Annotated in this window: 13 protein-coding genes and 1 tRNA gene; 8 read left to right on the top strand and 6 right to left on the bottom strand. The window is 68.3% G+C overall.

Going from position 1 to position 15,879, the window contains the following annotated elements; translation table 11 throughout:
• Positions 1–54: 54 nt before the first annotated feature.
• Positions 55–1,857 carry an ABC transporter ATP-binding protein gene (locus C8P69_RS14925; RefSeq protein WP_245902061.1) on the top strand — a complete coding sequence of 601 codons (1,803 nt, stop codon included), beginning with the start codon at positions 55–57 and terminating at the stop codon, positions 1,855–1,857.
• A gap of 4 nt (positions 1,858–1,861) precedes the next feature.
• On the opposite strand, the gene C8P69_RS14920 is transcribed toward C8P69_RS14925, so the two are convergent.
• On the bottom strand, positions 1,862–2,617 hold the full coding sequence (locus C8P69_RS14920; RefSeq protein ID WP_108178227.1) for an SIMPL domain-containing protein: 756 nt from the start codon (positions 2,615–2,617) through the stop codon (positions 1,862–1,864).
• A 129-nt stretch (positions 2,618–2,746) separates the two neighbouring features.
• Between C8P69_RS14920 and C8P69_RS14915 the strand changes: the two genes are divergently transcribed.
• From C8P69_RS14915 to C8P69_RS14885, 7 genes are all read left to right on the top strand, one after another.
• Positions 2,747–2,822 (top strand) — tRNA-Ile (locus tag C8P69_RS14915).
• A gap of 69 nt (positions 2,823–2,891) precedes the next feature.
• Positions 2,892–4,055 (top strand): mandelate racemase/muconate lactonizing enzyme family protein, encoded by a 1,164-nt coding sequence (locus C8P69_RS14910; RefSeq protein ID WP_108178226.1) that lies wholly within the window; start codon positions 2,892–2,894, stop codon positions 4,053–4,055.
• 169 nt (positions 4,056–4,224) lie between these two features.
• Complete coding sequence (locus C8P69_RS14905; RefSeq protein WP_108178225.1) at positions 4,225–5,265, top strand: glycosyltransferase family 2 protein; 1,041 nt, start codon at positions 4,225–4,227, stop codon at positions 5,263–5,265.
• Between the two features lie 3 nt (positions 5,266–5,268).
• Complete coding sequence (locus C8P69_RS14900; RefSeq protein ID WP_108178224.1) at positions 5,269–5,658, top strand: GtrA family protein; 390 nt, start codon at positions 5,269–5,271, stop codon at positions 5,656–5,658.
• A 25-nt stretch (positions 5,659–5,683) separates the two neighbouring features.
• A complete protein-coding gene (locus C8P69_RS14895) occupies positions 5,684–7,312 on the top strand; it encodes a hypothetical protein (RefSeq protein WP_146167348.1) in 1,629 nt (542 codons plus the stop codon).
• A 73-nt stretch (positions 7,313–7,385) separates the two neighbouring features.
• A complete protein-coding gene (locus C8P69_RS14890) occupies positions 7,386–8,870 on the top strand; it encodes a bifunctional aminoglycoside phosphotransferase/ATP-binding protein (RefSeq protein WP_146167347.1) in 1,485 nt (494 codons plus the stop codon).
• A gap of 219 nt (positions 8,871–9,089) precedes the next feature.
• Complete coding sequence (locus tag C8P69_RS14885; protein ID WP_108178221.1) at positions 9,090–10,568, top strand: methyl-accepting chemotaxis protein; 1,479 nt, start codon at positions 9,090–9,092, stop codon at positions 10,566–10,568.
• 15 nt (positions 10,569–10,583) lie between these two features.
• On the opposite strand, the gene C8P69_RS14880 is transcribed toward C8P69_RS14885, so the two are convergent.
• From C8P69_RS14880 to C8P69_RS14860, 5 genes are all read right to left on the bottom strand, one after another.
• Positions 10,584–11,456 (bottom strand): ABC transporter permease, encoded by an 873-nt coding sequence (locus tag C8P69_RS14880; protein ID WP_108178220.1) that lies wholly within the window; start codon positions 11,454–11,456, stop codon positions 10,584–10,586.
• A 21-nt stretch (positions 11,457–11,477) separates the two neighbouring features.
• The gene (locus C8P69_RS14875; protein ID WP_170118254.1) at positions 11,478–12,542 is read right to left on the bottom strand and encodes an ABC transporter substrate-binding protein; all 1,065 of its coding nucleotides are present in this window, start codon (positions 12,540–12,542) and stop codon (positions 11,478–11,480) included.
• Between the two features lie 46 nt (positions 12,543–12,588).
• Positions 12,589–13,650 (bottom strand): ABC transporter ATP-binding protein, encoded by a 1,062-nt coding sequence (locus C8P69_RS14870; RefSeq protein ID WP_108178218.1) that lies wholly within the window; start codon positions 13,648–13,650, stop codon positions 12,589–12,591.
• Between the two features lie 3 nt (positions 13,651–13,653).
• A complete protein-coding gene (locus C8P69_RS14865; RefSeq protein ID WP_245902060.1) occupies positions 13,654–14,439 on the bottom strand; it encodes an ABC transporter permease in 786 nt (261 codons plus the stop codon).
• Between the two features lie 74 nt (positions 14,440–14,513).
• Entirely contained in the window at positions 14,514–15,752 is a 1,239-nt protein-coding gene (locus tag C8P69_RS14860; RefSeq protein WP_108178216.1) for a metal-dependent hydrolase family protein, read from the bottom strand.
• Positions 15,753–15,879 lie beyond the last annotated feature (127 nt).

The following is a 15,879-nucleotide window of genomic DNA, read 5'->3' as shown; positions in this document are numbered from 1 at the left end:
CCTTCGCCTTGGTCGGGCTGCCGAAACCTGTTATGCGGCGACTTTGTATCCTCGGTGAGCACCCACGGCTTCATGCGGCTGCCCGGCCTCCTCTCCAAGCTCGATGCCCAGCGTGGCCAGACCCTCAAGCGCCTGGTCTCCGAGAGCATCAGCACCTATGCGTCGCGCTATGCGCTCGCCTTCGTCTGCATGGCGATCGTCGCCGGCTGTACCGCCATGTCCGCCTGGATCATGCGCGACCTCATCAACGGCGTGTTCCAGAATCGCGACTTCACGCTGGCCGTCTGGTTCGGCGTCACCGTCTTCACCGTCTTCCTGATCAAGGGCGTCGCGGCCTATCTGTCCAACATCATCCTGGCGCGGATCGGCAATGCCATCGTCGCGGCCCAGCAGGCGCGCATCTTCCGCCACCTGCTCGGACAGGGCGTCGACTTCTACCAGCAGCATGTCTCGGCCGATCTCGTCACCCGCGTGACCCACAATGCCCAGGCGGCGCGCGACGTGCTGCAGAACATCGTCACGACGGTCGGGCGCGACCTCCTGACCGTCATCGGCCTCATCGGCGTGATGATCTATTCCGACCCGCTGATGTTCGTCGTCTCCGGGCTCGTCATGCCCTTCGCGGTGCTCGGCGTGAACCGCCTGCGCCGCCGGGTGCGGCGCCTTGCCCAGAGCGAGTTCACCTCGCTCTCCTCCATGGTCAATGTCGTGCAGGAGACGGTGCAGGGCGTCCGCATCGTCAAGTCCTTCGGCATGGAGGACCGGATGCAGGCGCGCATGGAGGAGACGATCGACGCGGTGCGCCAGCGCGCCGACAAGATCGCGACCCTCGGCGCCCGCACCGCACCGCTGATGGAGACCCTCGGCGGCCTCGCCATCTCGGCCGCCATCGTCTACGGCGCGTGGCGCGTCATCCACCAGGGCGTGGATGCCGGCGCCTTCTTCGCCTTCGTCACGGCGCTGCTGCTGGCCTATGACCCGGCGAAGCGCCTCGCGCGGCTCGGCGTCGAGGTCGAGAAAGGCCTTGTCGGCGTCCGCCTGATGTACGAACTCCTCGACACCGAGTCGACGCTGAAGGAAAAGCCCGACGCCACCCAGCTCGCCGTGGGGGCCGGCACCGTCGCCTTCGACAAGGTCACCTTCGGCTACCAGTCCGGCGAGCCGGTGGTGCGGGACCTGTCCTTCATCGCCGCCGGCGGCAAGACCACGGCGCTGGTCGGTCCTTCGGGCGGCGGCAAGTCCACCATCATCTCCCTCGTGCAGCGCTTCTTCGACGTCGAGGCCGGCGCCATCACCGTCGATGGCCAGGACGTGCGCGATGTCACCGTCGCCTCGCTGCGCGGCGCCATGGCTTTCGTCAGCCAGGACGTCTTCCTGTTCCAGGGCACGGTGCGCGAGAACATCGCCGTCGGCCGTCCCGGCGCCACCGAGGACGAGATCATCGCCGCGGCCCGGGCCGCCCACGCCCATGACTTCATCACCGGCCTGCCCGAGGGCTACGAGACGCTGATCGGCGAGCACGGGCAGGGCCTGTCCGGCGGCCAGCGCCAGCGCGTCGCCATTGCCCGCGCGATCCTGAAGAATGCGCCGATCATGCTGCTCGACGAGGCGACCTCGGCGCTCGATTCCGAAAGCGAGTTCGAGGTGCAGCGCGCCCTCGACCAGCTCCTCGACGGGCGCACCTCCATCGTCATCGCCCACCGCCTGTCGACGGTGATGCGCGCCGACCGGATCATCGTGATCGAGGCGGGACGCGTGGTCGAGACCGGCACCCATGCCGATCTCATCGCCCGCAACGGGCTCTACGCGCATTACGTCGCCATCCAGTTCGGCGCGCCGGACGCGGCGGCCGAATAGGCGGTCAGTCCACCAGCTCCCAGGCGATCGACACCGACAGGCGGAAGGTCTGGTCGCCCGTGGCGATCGGCGTCGATTCATAGGCGGCCGAGACGCCCGAGGCGCGCGAGCGCATGACCGGCGGCGGCAAGGCCCCGCCGCTTTCGGTGATCGACAGGACCTTGCCGAGCCGGGCGCCGGCGGACTTGGCCAGAACCTCGGCCTTGCGGCGCGCATCGACGATGGCCGCCTCGCGGGCCTCGTCCACCTTGGCGGACCAGTCCGGCACGCTCAGCTGCAGCCCGTCGATCTGGTTGGCCCCCGCCGCCACCATCTTGTCGAGCACGTCGCCGAGGGTGGCGAGGTCACGCACCCGGACCCGCAGCCGGTGTCCCGCGACATAGCCGGTGACGCGCGGCCTCCCGCCGCTCGGATACTCCAACTGCGGCTGGAGGCTGAGGCCGGAACTCGCGACGTCCCGGTCGGCGATGCCGGCCTGGCGCAGCGCCTCCTGCACCTGGCGCATGGCGCGGGCATTGCCGTCCATGGCCTCGCGGGCGGTGCGGGCCTGGATCTGCGTGCCGCCGGCGATGAAGGCCTCGGTCGGGGCCGCCGAGGCCTGGCCCTCGCCCTGCACGGCGATCTGGCGGGGCTGGGCGACCTGCGCGAGGGCGGGGAGGGCGGACAGGCCAAGTCCGGCGGCGAGCGCGAGACCGGCCAGCGCACGGCGGGGCAGAGCGGGCGCAAGGGCGCGGGTCGTCAGGCGGTCGGTGGTGGTCATCCTATCCCCCAGGTTGCAGCGGCGCGGCGATTGACGCCGACAAGGCCAAATGCCATCACCTGTTCGTGCCGCCCCAAGGGTTTCCTTGCGGCCTTTTCGCGGCACGCCGCGCGTCACCGCCGGCACGGTGGGCCTGTAGCTCAATGGTTAGAGCCGGCGGCTCATAACCGCTTGGTTGGGGGTTCGAGTCCCTCCGGGCCCACCAAATCCGCTGGCCTCGCACTGCCCGACGCTCTATCCCTCGGCCGAGCCCCATCCGCCGCCAGGACATCCCATGCGCATCGTCGACGTCGTCGAGGTCACCAAGCCGATCGCCTCGCCCATCCGCAACGCCTATATCGACTTCACCAAGATGACCGCGAGCCTGGTCGCGGTGGTGACCGACGTGGTGCGCGACGGCCGGCGGGTCGTCGGCTACGGCTTCAATTCCAATGGCCGCTACGGCCAGGGCGGGCTCATCCGCGAGCGTTTCCGCGGCCGCATCCTCGAGGCCGAGCCGAAGAGCCTTCTGAACGAGGCCGGCGACAATCTCGATCCGCACCGGGTCTGGGCGGCGATGATGGTCAACGAGAAGCCGGGCGGCCATGGCGAACGGTCGGTCGCCGTCGGCACGCTCGACATGGCGGTGTGGGACGCGGTCGCCAAGATCGCGGGCAAGCCGCTGTTCCGCCTGCTGGCGGAGATGAAGGGCCGCGAGGCCGACCGACGAGTCTTCGTCTATGCGGCCGGCGGCTATTACTATCCCGGCAAGGATGACACGGCGCTGCGGGCGGAGATGAGGAGCTATCTCGACCGCGGCTACACGGTCGTGAAGATGAAGATCGGCGGCGCGACGCTCGCCGAGGACCGCCGGCGCATCGAGACGGTGCTGACCGAGATCGGGTCCAAGGCGCGCCTCGCCGTCGACGCCAATGGCCGCTTCGACCTCGAGACCGCCATCGCCTATGCCAAGATGCTCCGCGACTATCCGCTGTTCTGGTACGAGGAGGCGGGCGATCCGCTTGACTATGCGCTGCAGGCGGCGCTGGCGGAGTTCTATCCCGGCCCCATGGCGACGGGCGAGAACCTCTTCTCCCACCAGGATGCGCGGAACCTCCTGCGCTATGGCGGCATGCGGCCCGATCGCGACTGGCTGCAGTTCGACTGCGCGCTCTCCTATGGGCTCGTCGAGTATCTGCGCACCCTCGACGTGCTGGCGCAGCAGGGCTGGTCGCCGGCCCGCTGCATCCCCCATGGCGGCCACCAGATGTCGCTTAACATCGCCGCCGGCCTCGGCCTCGGTGGCAACGAGAGCTATCCGGACCTCTTCCAGCCCTATGGCGGCTTCCCTGACAGCGTCCGCGTCGAGGATGGCCATATCGTCATGCCGGACCTGCCGGGCATCGGCTTCGAGGGCAAGAGTGACCTCATCCAGGTCATGCGAGATCTGGCGGTTTAGCCATCGGCTCGTGGTGATGCCGCCGCCACCACGCGCGGTGACGCAGAGCCACGCTTCCCGGTTGTAGCCTTTCGACTTCCCGTGTATTTTCAACGCCGCCGTCTTCCTCTGCGGGAGGATGGCTCAGCCGCACTGTCAGTGCGGCCGCGTGGTGCGTGAGGGGCGGGGCATGGTCGATCGGGACGCAACGGCGCCGGTCTTGTCGGTCGTCGCCCCCTGTTTCAACGAGGCCGAGGGCGTCAGCGCGTTCCTGGTGCGCATGACCGCTGCGGCCGAGACGGCCACGGGCGGCAATTTCGAGATCGTCCTCGTCGATGACGGGTCGACCGACGGCACCTGGCCCATCATGGCGGCGGCGGCGGCCCATGATCCGCGGATCATCGCCATCCGGCTGAGGCGCAATTTCGGCCACCAGATGGCGGTCCTGGCAGGTCTGAGGGCGGCCCGCGGCGCGCGGGTGCTGCTCATCGACGCCGACCTGCAGGACCCCCCGGAACTCATCGGCCCGATGATGTGCCAGATGAATGGCGGCGCCGACGTCGTCTATGGCCGGCGGGTGGAGCGGGTGGGCGAGACCGCCTTCAAGCGCGGCTCCGCCGCCCTGTTCTACCGGCTGCTGCGCCAGCTCTCCTCCGTCGACATCCCGGTCGATGCGGGCGATTTCAGGCTCATGACGCGACGGGTCGTCGATCTGCTGCTGGCGCTGCCCGAGCAGCATCGTTTCACCCGCGGGCTCGTCAGCTGGCTGGGCGGCCGGCAGGAGCCGATCGACTATGTGCGGGAGGCGCGCTTTGCCGGCGAGACCAAATATCCGCTGGCGAAGATGCTGCGCTTCGCCCTCGACGCCCTGACCTCCTTCTCGATCAAGCCGTTGCGGCTGGCGAGCTGGCTGGGCTTCGCCGCCGCGGGCCTGGCGCTCATGCTGATGGGCTACAGCGCCGTGCAATGGGCTCGCGGCCATGTGGTGGATGGCTGGACCAGCCTGTTCATCGCGGTGACGACCTTCTCGGCGGTGCAGCTCGTCGTTCTCGGCATCATCGGCGAATATCTCGGCCGGCTGGTGATCGAGTCGAAGCACCGCCCCCACTACATCGTCGACGCGGTCATCTCTGCCCGGATCGACGATGGTCCCGCTCCGCTGGTGTCGCCTTCCGGGGCCGCGATCGCCCTCCCCGGGCTCGCCGTCCCGGCCGTTCCGCCGCGGGCCTGACCGGTGCTGCCACAGGCCTTTGGCAGGATCGCGGCCTTCCTCGGCGTCGGCGTCGTCAATTCGCTGATCGACGTGATCGTCTTCCTTCTGGCCATGGGGGTGGGCGTGCCACCGCTCCTCGCCCATGTCATCGGCTTTGCCGCCGGCGGGCTGAACAGCTTCCTGATGAACGGGCTGCTGACCTTCGGCCGCCGTTTCGCGGACATTGCCCGGTGGCGGACGGTGGTCCCCTTCATCGGCGTGCTTGCCGTGCAGTTCAGCATCGGCACGGTGACCTTCTGGCTGGTCCACCGCCTCACCGGCTGGCCCATCGTCGGCAAGGTCGTGGCGATCGGCATCACCACCGTCGCCTCGTTCCTGCTGATGCGGCGCGTCTTCGGGACGGCACGCTGATGTCCCTCGGAAGGTGATCCCCGCCATGTCGTCCCGCCCATCCGTGGGGTTTCACCCGCCGCGCCGGCTCATTGCTGCCCTTGTGGGCCTTGCCGCCATCGCCGTGGTCGCGCCGTTGGCCGTGGCGCCGATGCCCTATCTCTGGGATGTCCCGAACCATCTGGCGCGGCTGTGGGTGCTCCTCGGCTATGCGAAGGGGACACCGGTCGCCGCGATGTACCAGCCCGACTGGAGCCTCGCCTGGACCAATCTCGGCCTCGACCATCTCGGCATGGTGCTCGGGCAGGTCCTGCCCTTCGACGCCCTGGGGCCGGCGCTCGTCGCCCTGTCCCTGCTGATTGTCCCGGCGGGGCTGATCGTTCTCAACCGGGCCCTCTTCGGCGGGCCCCATATCTGGCATGTCGGGCTGTTCCTGCTCGCCTGGAACTTCATCGTCGTGGGCGGGCTGCTGAGCTTCCAGCTCGGTCTTGGCTGCGCCTTGTTCGCCGCGGCTCTCGACACGCGCCTGACGGGCCTGTCCCGCTGGAGACGCTTCGCGGCGCGGGCGGCGATGGCGACCGGGCTGATGGTCGTCCACGTCTTCGGGCTAATGTTCTTCCTGCTGCTGCTCGTTGGGCTCGATGTCGGCCGGCGGCGCCCACCGGTGGAGCAGCCGATCGCGCGACGCCTCATCGTCAGACGCCTTGTCTACGCCACCGCCGCTTGTGTCCTGCCGGTCGTGGCCCTGGCGCTCTTTGCCCCGCGCCTGCCCGGAGCGCATGTCGTGCCGGGCGCGGGAGCCCAATTCAAAGCGACGATGCTGCAGTTTCCGCCGCCGACGGTTCTGGAGCATCTGTCGATCATGCTCACACCGCTGAAGACCTACGACCTCGTCCCGGACCTGCTGACCGTCTTCGCCATCATGTCTCTGCCGGTCTTTGCGCTCCTGCGCGGCCGGCTGCAGATGCATTTCGGGCTGTTCTGGCTTGCCGTCACGCTCTTCGTCCTTTGCCATTTTGTCCCATCGACCCTGTTCGGAACGGGTTGGATCGAGAAGCGTTTGCCGGCCATGGCGGGTTTGATGTGGGCGGCCTCCGTGCGTCCGCAACTGCCCGCGACAGTGCGCGGACAGGTTCTGGTCGGCTGCCTCCTGCTCGGCGCCGTTATCGCCCGGGCCGCCTTCATCGGCACGGTCTGGTCTGGCCAGCAGGCGGCGGTGCGCGATCTTCGGGCGGTCTCCGCCACCATCGAGCCCGGCTCTGCCGTCCTGGTCGCCGAACAGTTCACAGGCTCCGTTTCCGATCCGCGCGCGCCGCTCGGCCGCTATGCCCATGGCGAGCCGATCTTCCGCCATCTGCCGACCCTGCTGGTCATCTGGCGCCAGGCCTTCGTGCCGACGGTCTTCTCCGCCGCCGGCAAACAGCCGCTCAAGGTGCTGCCGCCGTGGATCCAACTGGCAGTGCCCGAGGGTGGCACTCCCAATCTCGATGAACTCGACGCGCCGGAGGCGCTCATCGACTTCCACTACCTCGCGGACTGGCGCCGCAGGTTCCACTACCTGCTGGTGATCAATGCCGACCTGCCCAATGTCGGCCGGCAGATCGGCGATGTTCCCGGCATCCGCGAGGTGGCGGTGAGACCCTTCGCTCGCCTCTACCGGATCGACAAACCGTAAGGTCACATGATCCGTGTCATGGTGCCGCCGCCTTCGCCGCGCTAGGCAGGCGCGTCGATGGCAGGAGAGGCTTGTGGGACCAGCTTATGCCGATGAACAGGTGGTCGGCTTTCTCCTGGCCATGGCGGGGGAGGGCGCGCGGCGCGTCGCCACCCATGCCTCCGAGGTCATCATCGGCCGGCATGACGTCTTCAAGCTCAAGAAACCGCTGACGACCGCCTATCTCGACTTCTCCAGTCCGGAGCGTCGGCTCGCCTGCTGCGAGCGCGAACTGGCGATCAACCGGCGCAGCGATCCGCAGGGGCGGATCTATCGCGGCGTGCGGCGCATCACCCGCAGCGGTGAAGACGGTCTCGCCTTCGACGGGGAGGGGCCGCTGGTCGATGCGGTGGTCTGGATGCATCCCTTCGACGAGGCGGGCCTGCTCGACCGGCTGGCGCAGGAAGGGCCGCTCTCGGGGGCTCTGGTCGATGGTCTCGCCACCGCGATCGCCAGGCTCCATGCCGCGGCCGAGATCTGTCCGGATGCTGCCGGCGCGGCGCGCATGGGCCGGGTGCTCGCCGTCAACCGCCGCGCCTTCGTGGACAGCGGGCTACTGGACGCGACCGGCGCCGAGGCGCTCGACGCCGTGTTCCGCGCAGCGCTTGCCCGTCACGCCGGGCTTCTCGACAGCCGCGCCGCATCCGGCCGGGTGCGGCGGTGCCATGGCGACCTCCACCTCAGCAATATCTGCCGGATCGACGGCGAGCCGGTCATCTTCGACGCGCTGGAATTCGACGAGGACCTCGCCACCACCGATGTCCTCTACGACGTGGCCTTTGCCGTGATGGACCTCGCCCATCGCGGCCAGGCGGTGGCGGCAAACCGGCTGATGAACCGCTGGTGTGACGCAACCGGCGATGAGGCCGGCCTTGCAGTCCTGCCGTTGCTGATGGCGGTGCGCGCTGCCGTGCGCGCCCATGTGGCCGCCGCCGCGGGCGACCAGGCCAAGGGGGATCAGTATCTTTCGCTGGCCCGCTCGGCGCTGGCGCCGGTGCCGCCGCGGCTCGTTGCGGTGGGGGGCCTCAGCGGCTCCGGCAAATCGAGCCTCGCGGGCGCGATGGCGCCGCGCCTCGGGGCGCTGCCGGGTGCGCGCATCCTCTCCAGCGACCGCATCCGCAAGCAGATGTTCGGGGTTGGTGCGCTGGAGCGCCTCGGTCCCGAGGCCTATCGGCCGGAGGTCTCCACCGCCGTCTACGGGGCGATGCGCCAGCGCGCCGCTGCGCTCCTCGCGAGCGGCGTGGCGGTGGTGGTGGACGCCGTCCATGTCAGGCCCGCGGAGCGCGAGGCCATCGGAGCCGTGGCAACGGCGGCGGGCGTGCCGTTCGATGGGGTGTGGCTCGACCTGCCGGCGGACAGGCTGGCGGCGCGTGTCGCTGCCCGGCAGGGCGATCCGTCGGATGCGACTGTGGAGACCGTGGCGGCCCAACAGGCCTATGACCTCGGCGTGATCACGTGGCGACGGCTGGATGCCGGACAACGGCTCGATGACCTTGCCGAGCTTGTCCACCGGACGTGAGGGTTGTGGGGGGCAAATCCCACGATATTGCGTTGCGACAATTCCACGCACAACCGCTTCTGTGGCGCAGGATAACTGAACCTTTTCAAGCTTTTATCTCTCCGCCACGCTACTCGCTCACGCCCGTTTGGGTTGTGTCGTTCACGCCCGCTTAACCACATTCCTCTGACGGTAGATGGGTGTGGGAAAGCCCCGAACTCCGCGAGACTGGATCACCTCATGCTGCAGCTCTTCAAGCGTTACGACCGCGCGATGCTGGATGCCATCGGCCGCTCGCATGCCGTCATCTCCTTCGCGCCCGATGCGACGATCCTCGACGCCAACGACAACTTCCAGCAGGCCATGGGCTATCGGCTGGAGGAAATCCGCGGCCAGAAACACCGGATGTTCATGCCGGCGGGCGAGGCGGACTCGCCGGAATACCGGAAGTTCTGGGATGAGCTGCGCGCCGGCCGCTACCAGCAGGCCGAATGCCGCCGCATCGGCAAGGGCGGCCGCGATGTCTGGATCCGGGCGAGCTACAATCCTGTCACCGGTGCGAACGGCAAGGTTGTCCGCGTCATCAAGATCGCGACGGACATCACCGCGGAGATGCTGCGCCAGGCGGACCTGTCCGGCCAGATTGCGGCGATCAACCAGTCCCAGGCCATCATCACCTTTGCCCTCGACGGCACGGTCCTGGATGCCAACGACAACTTCCTGAAGGCTCTCGGCTACCGTCTCGATGAGGTGAAAGGGCAGCATCACAGCCTGTTCGTCGATCCCGCCGAGCGCAACACGGCCGCCTATCGCGCCTTCTGGGACGCCCTGCGCCGCGGCGAGTATCAGGCCGGCCAGTATCGGCGCCTCGGCAAGGGCGGCCGCGAGGTCTGGATCCAGGCCACCTACAATCCGATCCTCGACATGGCCGGCCGGCCCTTCAAGGTCGTCAAGTTCGCCACCGACGTGACGGCCCAGGTCGCCGAGCAGCAGCGCCGCGCCGGCATCCAGAAGCAGATCGCCGCCGGCCTCGGGACGATCGCCTCCTCCGTCAACAGCGCCATGCACGAGGCGACCGCCGCGGCGGCCGCATCGACCCAGACCTCCGGCAATGTCCAGGCGGTGGCTGCCGGCACGGAGGAGATCTCGGCCTCCGTCGGCGAGATAAGCCGGCAGGTCTCGCAGGCCCGCGACATCGCCACCCGGGCCGTCGACGAGGCAGCCCGAACCAACGAGATCGTGTCGGGCCTCACCTCGGCGGCGCAGAAGATCGGCGACGTCGTCCAGCTCATCAACACGATCGCCGCGCAGACCAACCTGCTCGCCCTCAACGCCACCATCGAGGCGGCGCGGGCCGGCGAGGCGGGCAAGGGCTTCGCGGTCGTCGCCACCGAGGTGAAGAGCCTTGCCAACCAGACGGCCCGCGCCACCGAGGAGATCGGGACCCAAATCGGGTCCGTCCAGACCTCGACGCGCGAGGCGGTGGCAGCCATCGACGAGATCACCGCCACGATCACCGCGATCAACTCGATTTCGGCTGCCATTGCGGCGGCTGTCGAGCAGCAGAGCGCGGTGACGACCGAGATGTCGGAGGCGATGAGGGTGGCGGCCGAAGGCGTCGCGGCGGTGTCATCGAGCATGAACTCGATCGCGCGCGCGACCGAGGAGATCGACGGCGCCGCGCAGGAGGTCCGCCGCTCGGCGGACGCTTTCGGCTGATCGTGCGGCCGCCGCTCAGGCGTAGCGGCGGCGGATGAGCAGGCTCGAGGCGACGGTCAGGATCAGCGTCGCGGTCATCAGCACGAAGGAGACCGCGCCGCCGAAGGGCCAGTTGTTTTGCTGGGCGAAGGTGGAGAAGACCAGCGGACCCATGGTCTGGAACTTCGGCCCGCCGAGCAACACCGGCGTCGCATAGGCGTTCATCGCCAGGATGAAGGTGAGGATGACGCCGGCAAGGATGCCGGGAAGGGCGAGGGGAAAGAGCACGCGCATCGCCATGGTCATAGGCGGCGCGCCGAGCGAGAAGGCCGCCTCCTCGACATTGCGGTCGATGCCTTCGATGACGCTCTGCAGCGTCAGCACCATGAAGGGCAGGTTCACCGCGATGATGCCGACCACGACGGCGAACTCGGTGTACATGATCTCGATGGGCGCGGAGGTGAGGCCGAGGCCCATGAGGCTTGCATTGACGAAGCCCTTGGAGCCGAAGGCCACCATCCAGCCGGCGGCGCGCACGGCATTGCCGACGAAGAGCGGCAAAACGATCGCCATGACCAGCAGGTTCTTGAACCGCGACTGGGTCCGGGCCAGCACATAGGCGAGCGGAAAGCCGAGAAGGAGGCAGAACACCGTGCAGGCCACCGCCACGCGGATGGTCCGCCAGAGCACCTGCAGGTAGAAGGGATCGCTGAAGAACTTGACGTAATTGGCGATGGTCAGGGCATCGACCATCAGCTTGCCGGGCTCGAAGGCGTTCAGGCTGTAGCGGAAGAGGATGGCGATGGGCACGAGGAGCCCGATCGCCACGAAGAGGCTGGCGGGGACGAGAAGCCCCGCCGCCGTGAGCGCGCCCGGCTCGCCGACCGGTCTTTGGGTGAGGGTGGCCATGGCGAGCCGGATCTCCGTCTCTCAGGCCTTGAAGACCTTGTCCCACCACTCCTTCATCGCCGCATCGTTCTTGGCGAGGAAGTCGTAGTCGAGGTCGCGCATCTTCTTGTTCTCTTCCTCGGTGAAGCCGATGCGCTTCATGAGGTCGGGCGCGACCTGGGCATTGGTGACGGTCGGCGCATAGCCCATGTCGACGGCGAAGGCCTCCTGCGCGCCCTTCTCCAGCATGGCGTCCATGTAGGCATAGGCGCCGGCCTTGTTGGGCGCGTTCTTCGGGATCATGAAGCCGGAAATGTAGGCGAGGGTGCCCTCGCTCGGGGCGACGGAGTCGACGGTGATGCCGGCGTTCTGCCACTGCACGGCACGCGCCTTCCACATCAGGCCGATGGTGATCTCCTCGGTCTTCAGCGCCTGGGCGAAGGCCTCGTTGGTCGGGTAGATGCGGGCGCCGGCGCGCTTGGCCGCGAGCAGCACCTCCTTGGCCTTCTCCAGCGCCGTCATGTCGCCGGCAGCGGCGAGGCCGGCGGCCATCATCACGTACTGATACTGGATGTCGATGAAGCCCATCTTCGAGCCGTGCTTGGGGTCGAAGCAGTCCTTGTAGGAGGTCGGCGCGGGGGTCACGAGCTTCGGGTTATAGACGACGACCTTGCCCGAGATGATGTGGCCGATGCCATAGGGGTACTTGGCGATCGGGATGATGTTGCCGGCGTTCTTGAGCTTCGAATAGTCGATGGGCTCGGAGAGGCCCGCGGCGTTCATCTCGAACATGTTGGCGGCCGACAGGCCCTGGATGTCGGTCGTGCCGCGGGGCAGGCGGCGCTCGGCGGCCATCTTGGCGCGGCGCGGGGCGTCGGAGGCCTGATCCTGCACCACCTCGAAGCCCTTGGGCTTGAGGAACGGGTCCTCGACATTCTTGGTGAGGAGGCGGGCATAGTCGCCGCCCCACGTGCCGACGACGACGCGGCCGGCAGCCTGCGCGGAGGCCGTCTGCCCGAGGCCCGCCGGCAGGAGCGCGCCGGCAGAGGCGAGGCCCATGCCCTTCAGCGTCGTGCGCCGGTCGATTCCCTTCGTGAACTTCGTCATGTCAGTTCTCCCTTCTGGATTCCCAGTTGGCGGCGGTGCCGCGGGGTCATGCGGCCTCGCGTGGAAAGACGAGGCAGGCTGAGGCTGGCCAGCCGATGGTGATCGCATCGCCCACGGCGGGGATGCGGCCATCGGCCCGGTTCGGAATCTGCGCGACCACATGGTCGGTGTCGTTGAGGCGCACGTGCACGTCGAGCATGGCGCCGAGATAGGAGACGAAGGAGACCGTGCCGGCGGCGTGGTTGTCGAGGCCGGCCGCTTCCGCGCCGAGGGTCAGGCGCTCGGGGCGCAAGGCCACCGTCGCCGGGCCCTGCGGCGCCTCCCCGGCACAGCGCAGCGTCAGGCCGCCATCCGAGCGGAAGGCGCCCGGCCCGGTGACCGTGCCGGCGATCATGGTGGACCGGCCGACGAAATCGGCGACGAAGAGGTCGGCGGGGCGCTCGTAGAGATCGGCCTGGCTGCCGACCTGCCGCACGCGGCCCTCCGACATGACGACGAGGCGGTCGGCCATGGTGAGGGCCTCCTCCTGGTCATGGGTGACCATGACGGTGGTGAGGCCGAGCTGCTGCTGCAGCGCGCGGATCTCAAGCCTCACCTCGAGGCGCAGCTTGGCGTCGAGGTTGGACAGCGGCTCGTCGAGGAGCAGGACGTCGGGGCGGATGACCAGGGCGCGGGCGAGCGCCACGCGCTGCTGCTGTCCGCCGGAGAGCTGGCGCGGATAGCGCTCGCCATAGCCTTCGAGGCGGACGAGGCGCAGCGCCTCGGCGACGCGCGGGCCGATCTCGGCCTTCGCCACCTTCCGCATCTCCAGGCCGAAGGCGACGTTCTCGGCGACCGTCATGTGGGGGAAGAGCGCGTAGCTCTGGAAGACCAGGCCGGCATTGCGCTTCCAGGGAGGCAGCTGGGTGATGTCGCGCTCGCCGATGCGGATGGACCCGCCGCTCGGCGGCACGAAGCCGGCGATCATGCGCAGCGTCGTGGTCTTGCCGCAGCCGGAGGGGCCGAGCAGCACGAGGAACTCGCCGTCCTTCACGTCGAGCGAGACGGATTGCACGACCGTGTTGTCGCCGTAGCTCTTGGTCAGACCGTCGAGGGTGAGGGAGGCCATGGATCAGACGACTCGGGCAAGCTTCACGTAGCGGTCGGTGATCACCATGGCGACCGCGATGACGAGGATCTGGATGACCGACACGGCGGCGACCGTCGGGTCGATCTTCCATTCGAGATACTGGAGGATGGCGATCGGCAGGGTGATGCGGCCTGGCCCCACCAGGAACAGGCTCATCTCCAGATTGCCGAAGGAGGTGACGAAGCCGAAGAGCGCGCCCGCGACGACGCCCGGCCGGATGGCGGGCAGGGTGACGCGGAAGAAGGTGGCCCACTGGTCCGCGCCGAGGCTCTGGGCGGCTTCCTCCGCCGCCCGGTCGAGATTGGTAAGGCTCGCGGTGACAAGGCGGACGGTCCAGGGAATGACCAGCAGCGTGTGGCCGGCGACGAGGCCGCCGAGCGAGCCGAGGAGCGGCAGGCCGGTGGCGATCTCCGTCTCGATCTGGAAGACGTAGATCGAGGTGCCCATGACGACGCCCGGCACGACCAGCGGCAGCAGCAGCAGCTGGTTCAGCGCCGCGCTGCCGAGGAATTGCCGGCGGGCGAGGATGAGGCTCGCCGGCACCGCGAGGAGCAGGCCGATGACGGTCGCCGCCACCGCCACCTGCAGGCTGGTGGCGAAACCCGTCATGAAGTTGCGGTTGTCGGCGATGGCGCCGAACCACTTCACGGAATAGCCCTCTGGCGGGAAGGAGGGGATTTCCTGGGCGAAGAAGGCGAGCCAGGTGACGAAGATGAGCGGCAGCAGGATGAAGCCGAGAGTCGCCCAGGCGACCCCGTAGAGGGCCACCCGTCCCGCCAGCCTCCCGTCCGCCATCATGCCCGCTGCCCCGTCATGGCTCGCCTTGTCCTCGTGCCGTCAGCTCAGGAGAGCTGGTTCTTGTGCATGCGGCCGCCCTGCATGATCAGGGCCATGTGGGCGCCCTGGTTGGTCAGCAGCGACAGGTCCTTCAGCGGATTGCCGTCGACGAGGATGGCGTCGGCATAGGCGCCGGCCTTCAGCGTGCCGATCTTGCCCTCGCGCTTGCAGAGCGTCGCGGCATGCATGGTGGCCGAGCGGATCACCTCAATGGTGGGCAGGACGCGGCCGCGGATGACGAATTCCTCGGACTGGTGGCGATGCATCTCGCCCAGGAGGTCCGAGCCATAGGCCATGGTGAGCTTGGCCTTGTGCATGATCTCCAGCGACTTCATCCCGGCGAGGCGCACCGTGTCGACCTTGGCGACCGAGATCGGGTCGAGGCCGAGCGAAGGGCCCTCGACGCCGAGATATTCGTAGGTGACCAGCGTCGGGCAGGCGATGGCGCCTTTTTCGGCAGCAAACTTCGCCGTCTTGGGCTGGATCAGGTTGCAGTGCTCGAGGCTGTGGACGCCGCATTCGACGGCACGGCGGATGGCCTCGTCGGTGTAGAGGTGGGCAGCTACATAGGTGCCGGCATTGGAGGCCTCCTCGACGGCGGCGAGGATCTCCTCGCGGGAATAGCCGAGGAAGTGGATCGGATCATTCGGCGAGGCGACGCCGCCATTCGCCATGATCTTGATGAAATGCGCGCCCTGCTTGATCTCTTCGCGGCAGGCTTGGCGCACGGCGTCGACGCCGTCGGCGAGGCGGCCGAGCGAGCCGAGCGAGCGGGTCCAGGTTTCGGGATCGCGGCGGTCGTAGCGGGAGCGCGAGTCGCCGTGGCCGCCGGTCTGGGAGAGCGCCTTGCCGGGGATGATGAGGCGGGGCGCCTCGATCAGGCCCTGCTCCTGCGCCTCGACCAGGGGATAGGTGGCGCCGCCGAGGTCGCGAACCGTGGTGAAGCCGCGGTCGAGCATGCCCTTCATGATGCGGGCGGCGCGGTAGGCGATGAGCGCGTCGGGGACCAGCGCGTTCTGGCCGATATTGACCATGGTGGCGATGACATGGACGTGGCAGTCGACCAGGCCCGGCATCATCGTGCGCTTGCCGCAATTCACGACAGTGGCCTTGGAGGCCTTGATCGGCTTGTCCGAGAGCTCCTTGACCTTGTCGCCCTCGATGAGGAGCTCGTAGCCCTCGACCAGCTCGTCGGCGACGGCGGGATCGAGCAGCCGGAAATTGCGGAACAGGGTCAGGCTCATGGTCGTGTCCTCAGGCTTGCGCTCCGGTCCATCCCCATGAGGGCGGGCGGCGCGGACAGGATGTCTTTTTCTCGATCAGGTCGCGGCCGGGCACGATCGTTCCACGGAAGCCGCGCGCCGTGCAACA

The sequence above is a fragment of the Phreatobacter oligotrophus genome, assembly GCF_003046185.1.
Classification (GTDB): domain Bacteria; phylum Pseudomonadota; class Alphaproteobacteria; order Rhizobiales; family Phreatobacteraceae; genus Phreatobacter; species Phreatobacter oligotrophus.
The sequence above is the reverse complement of the archived record's forward strand: the minus strand, read 5'-3'. Positions and strand labels throughout refer to the sequence as shown.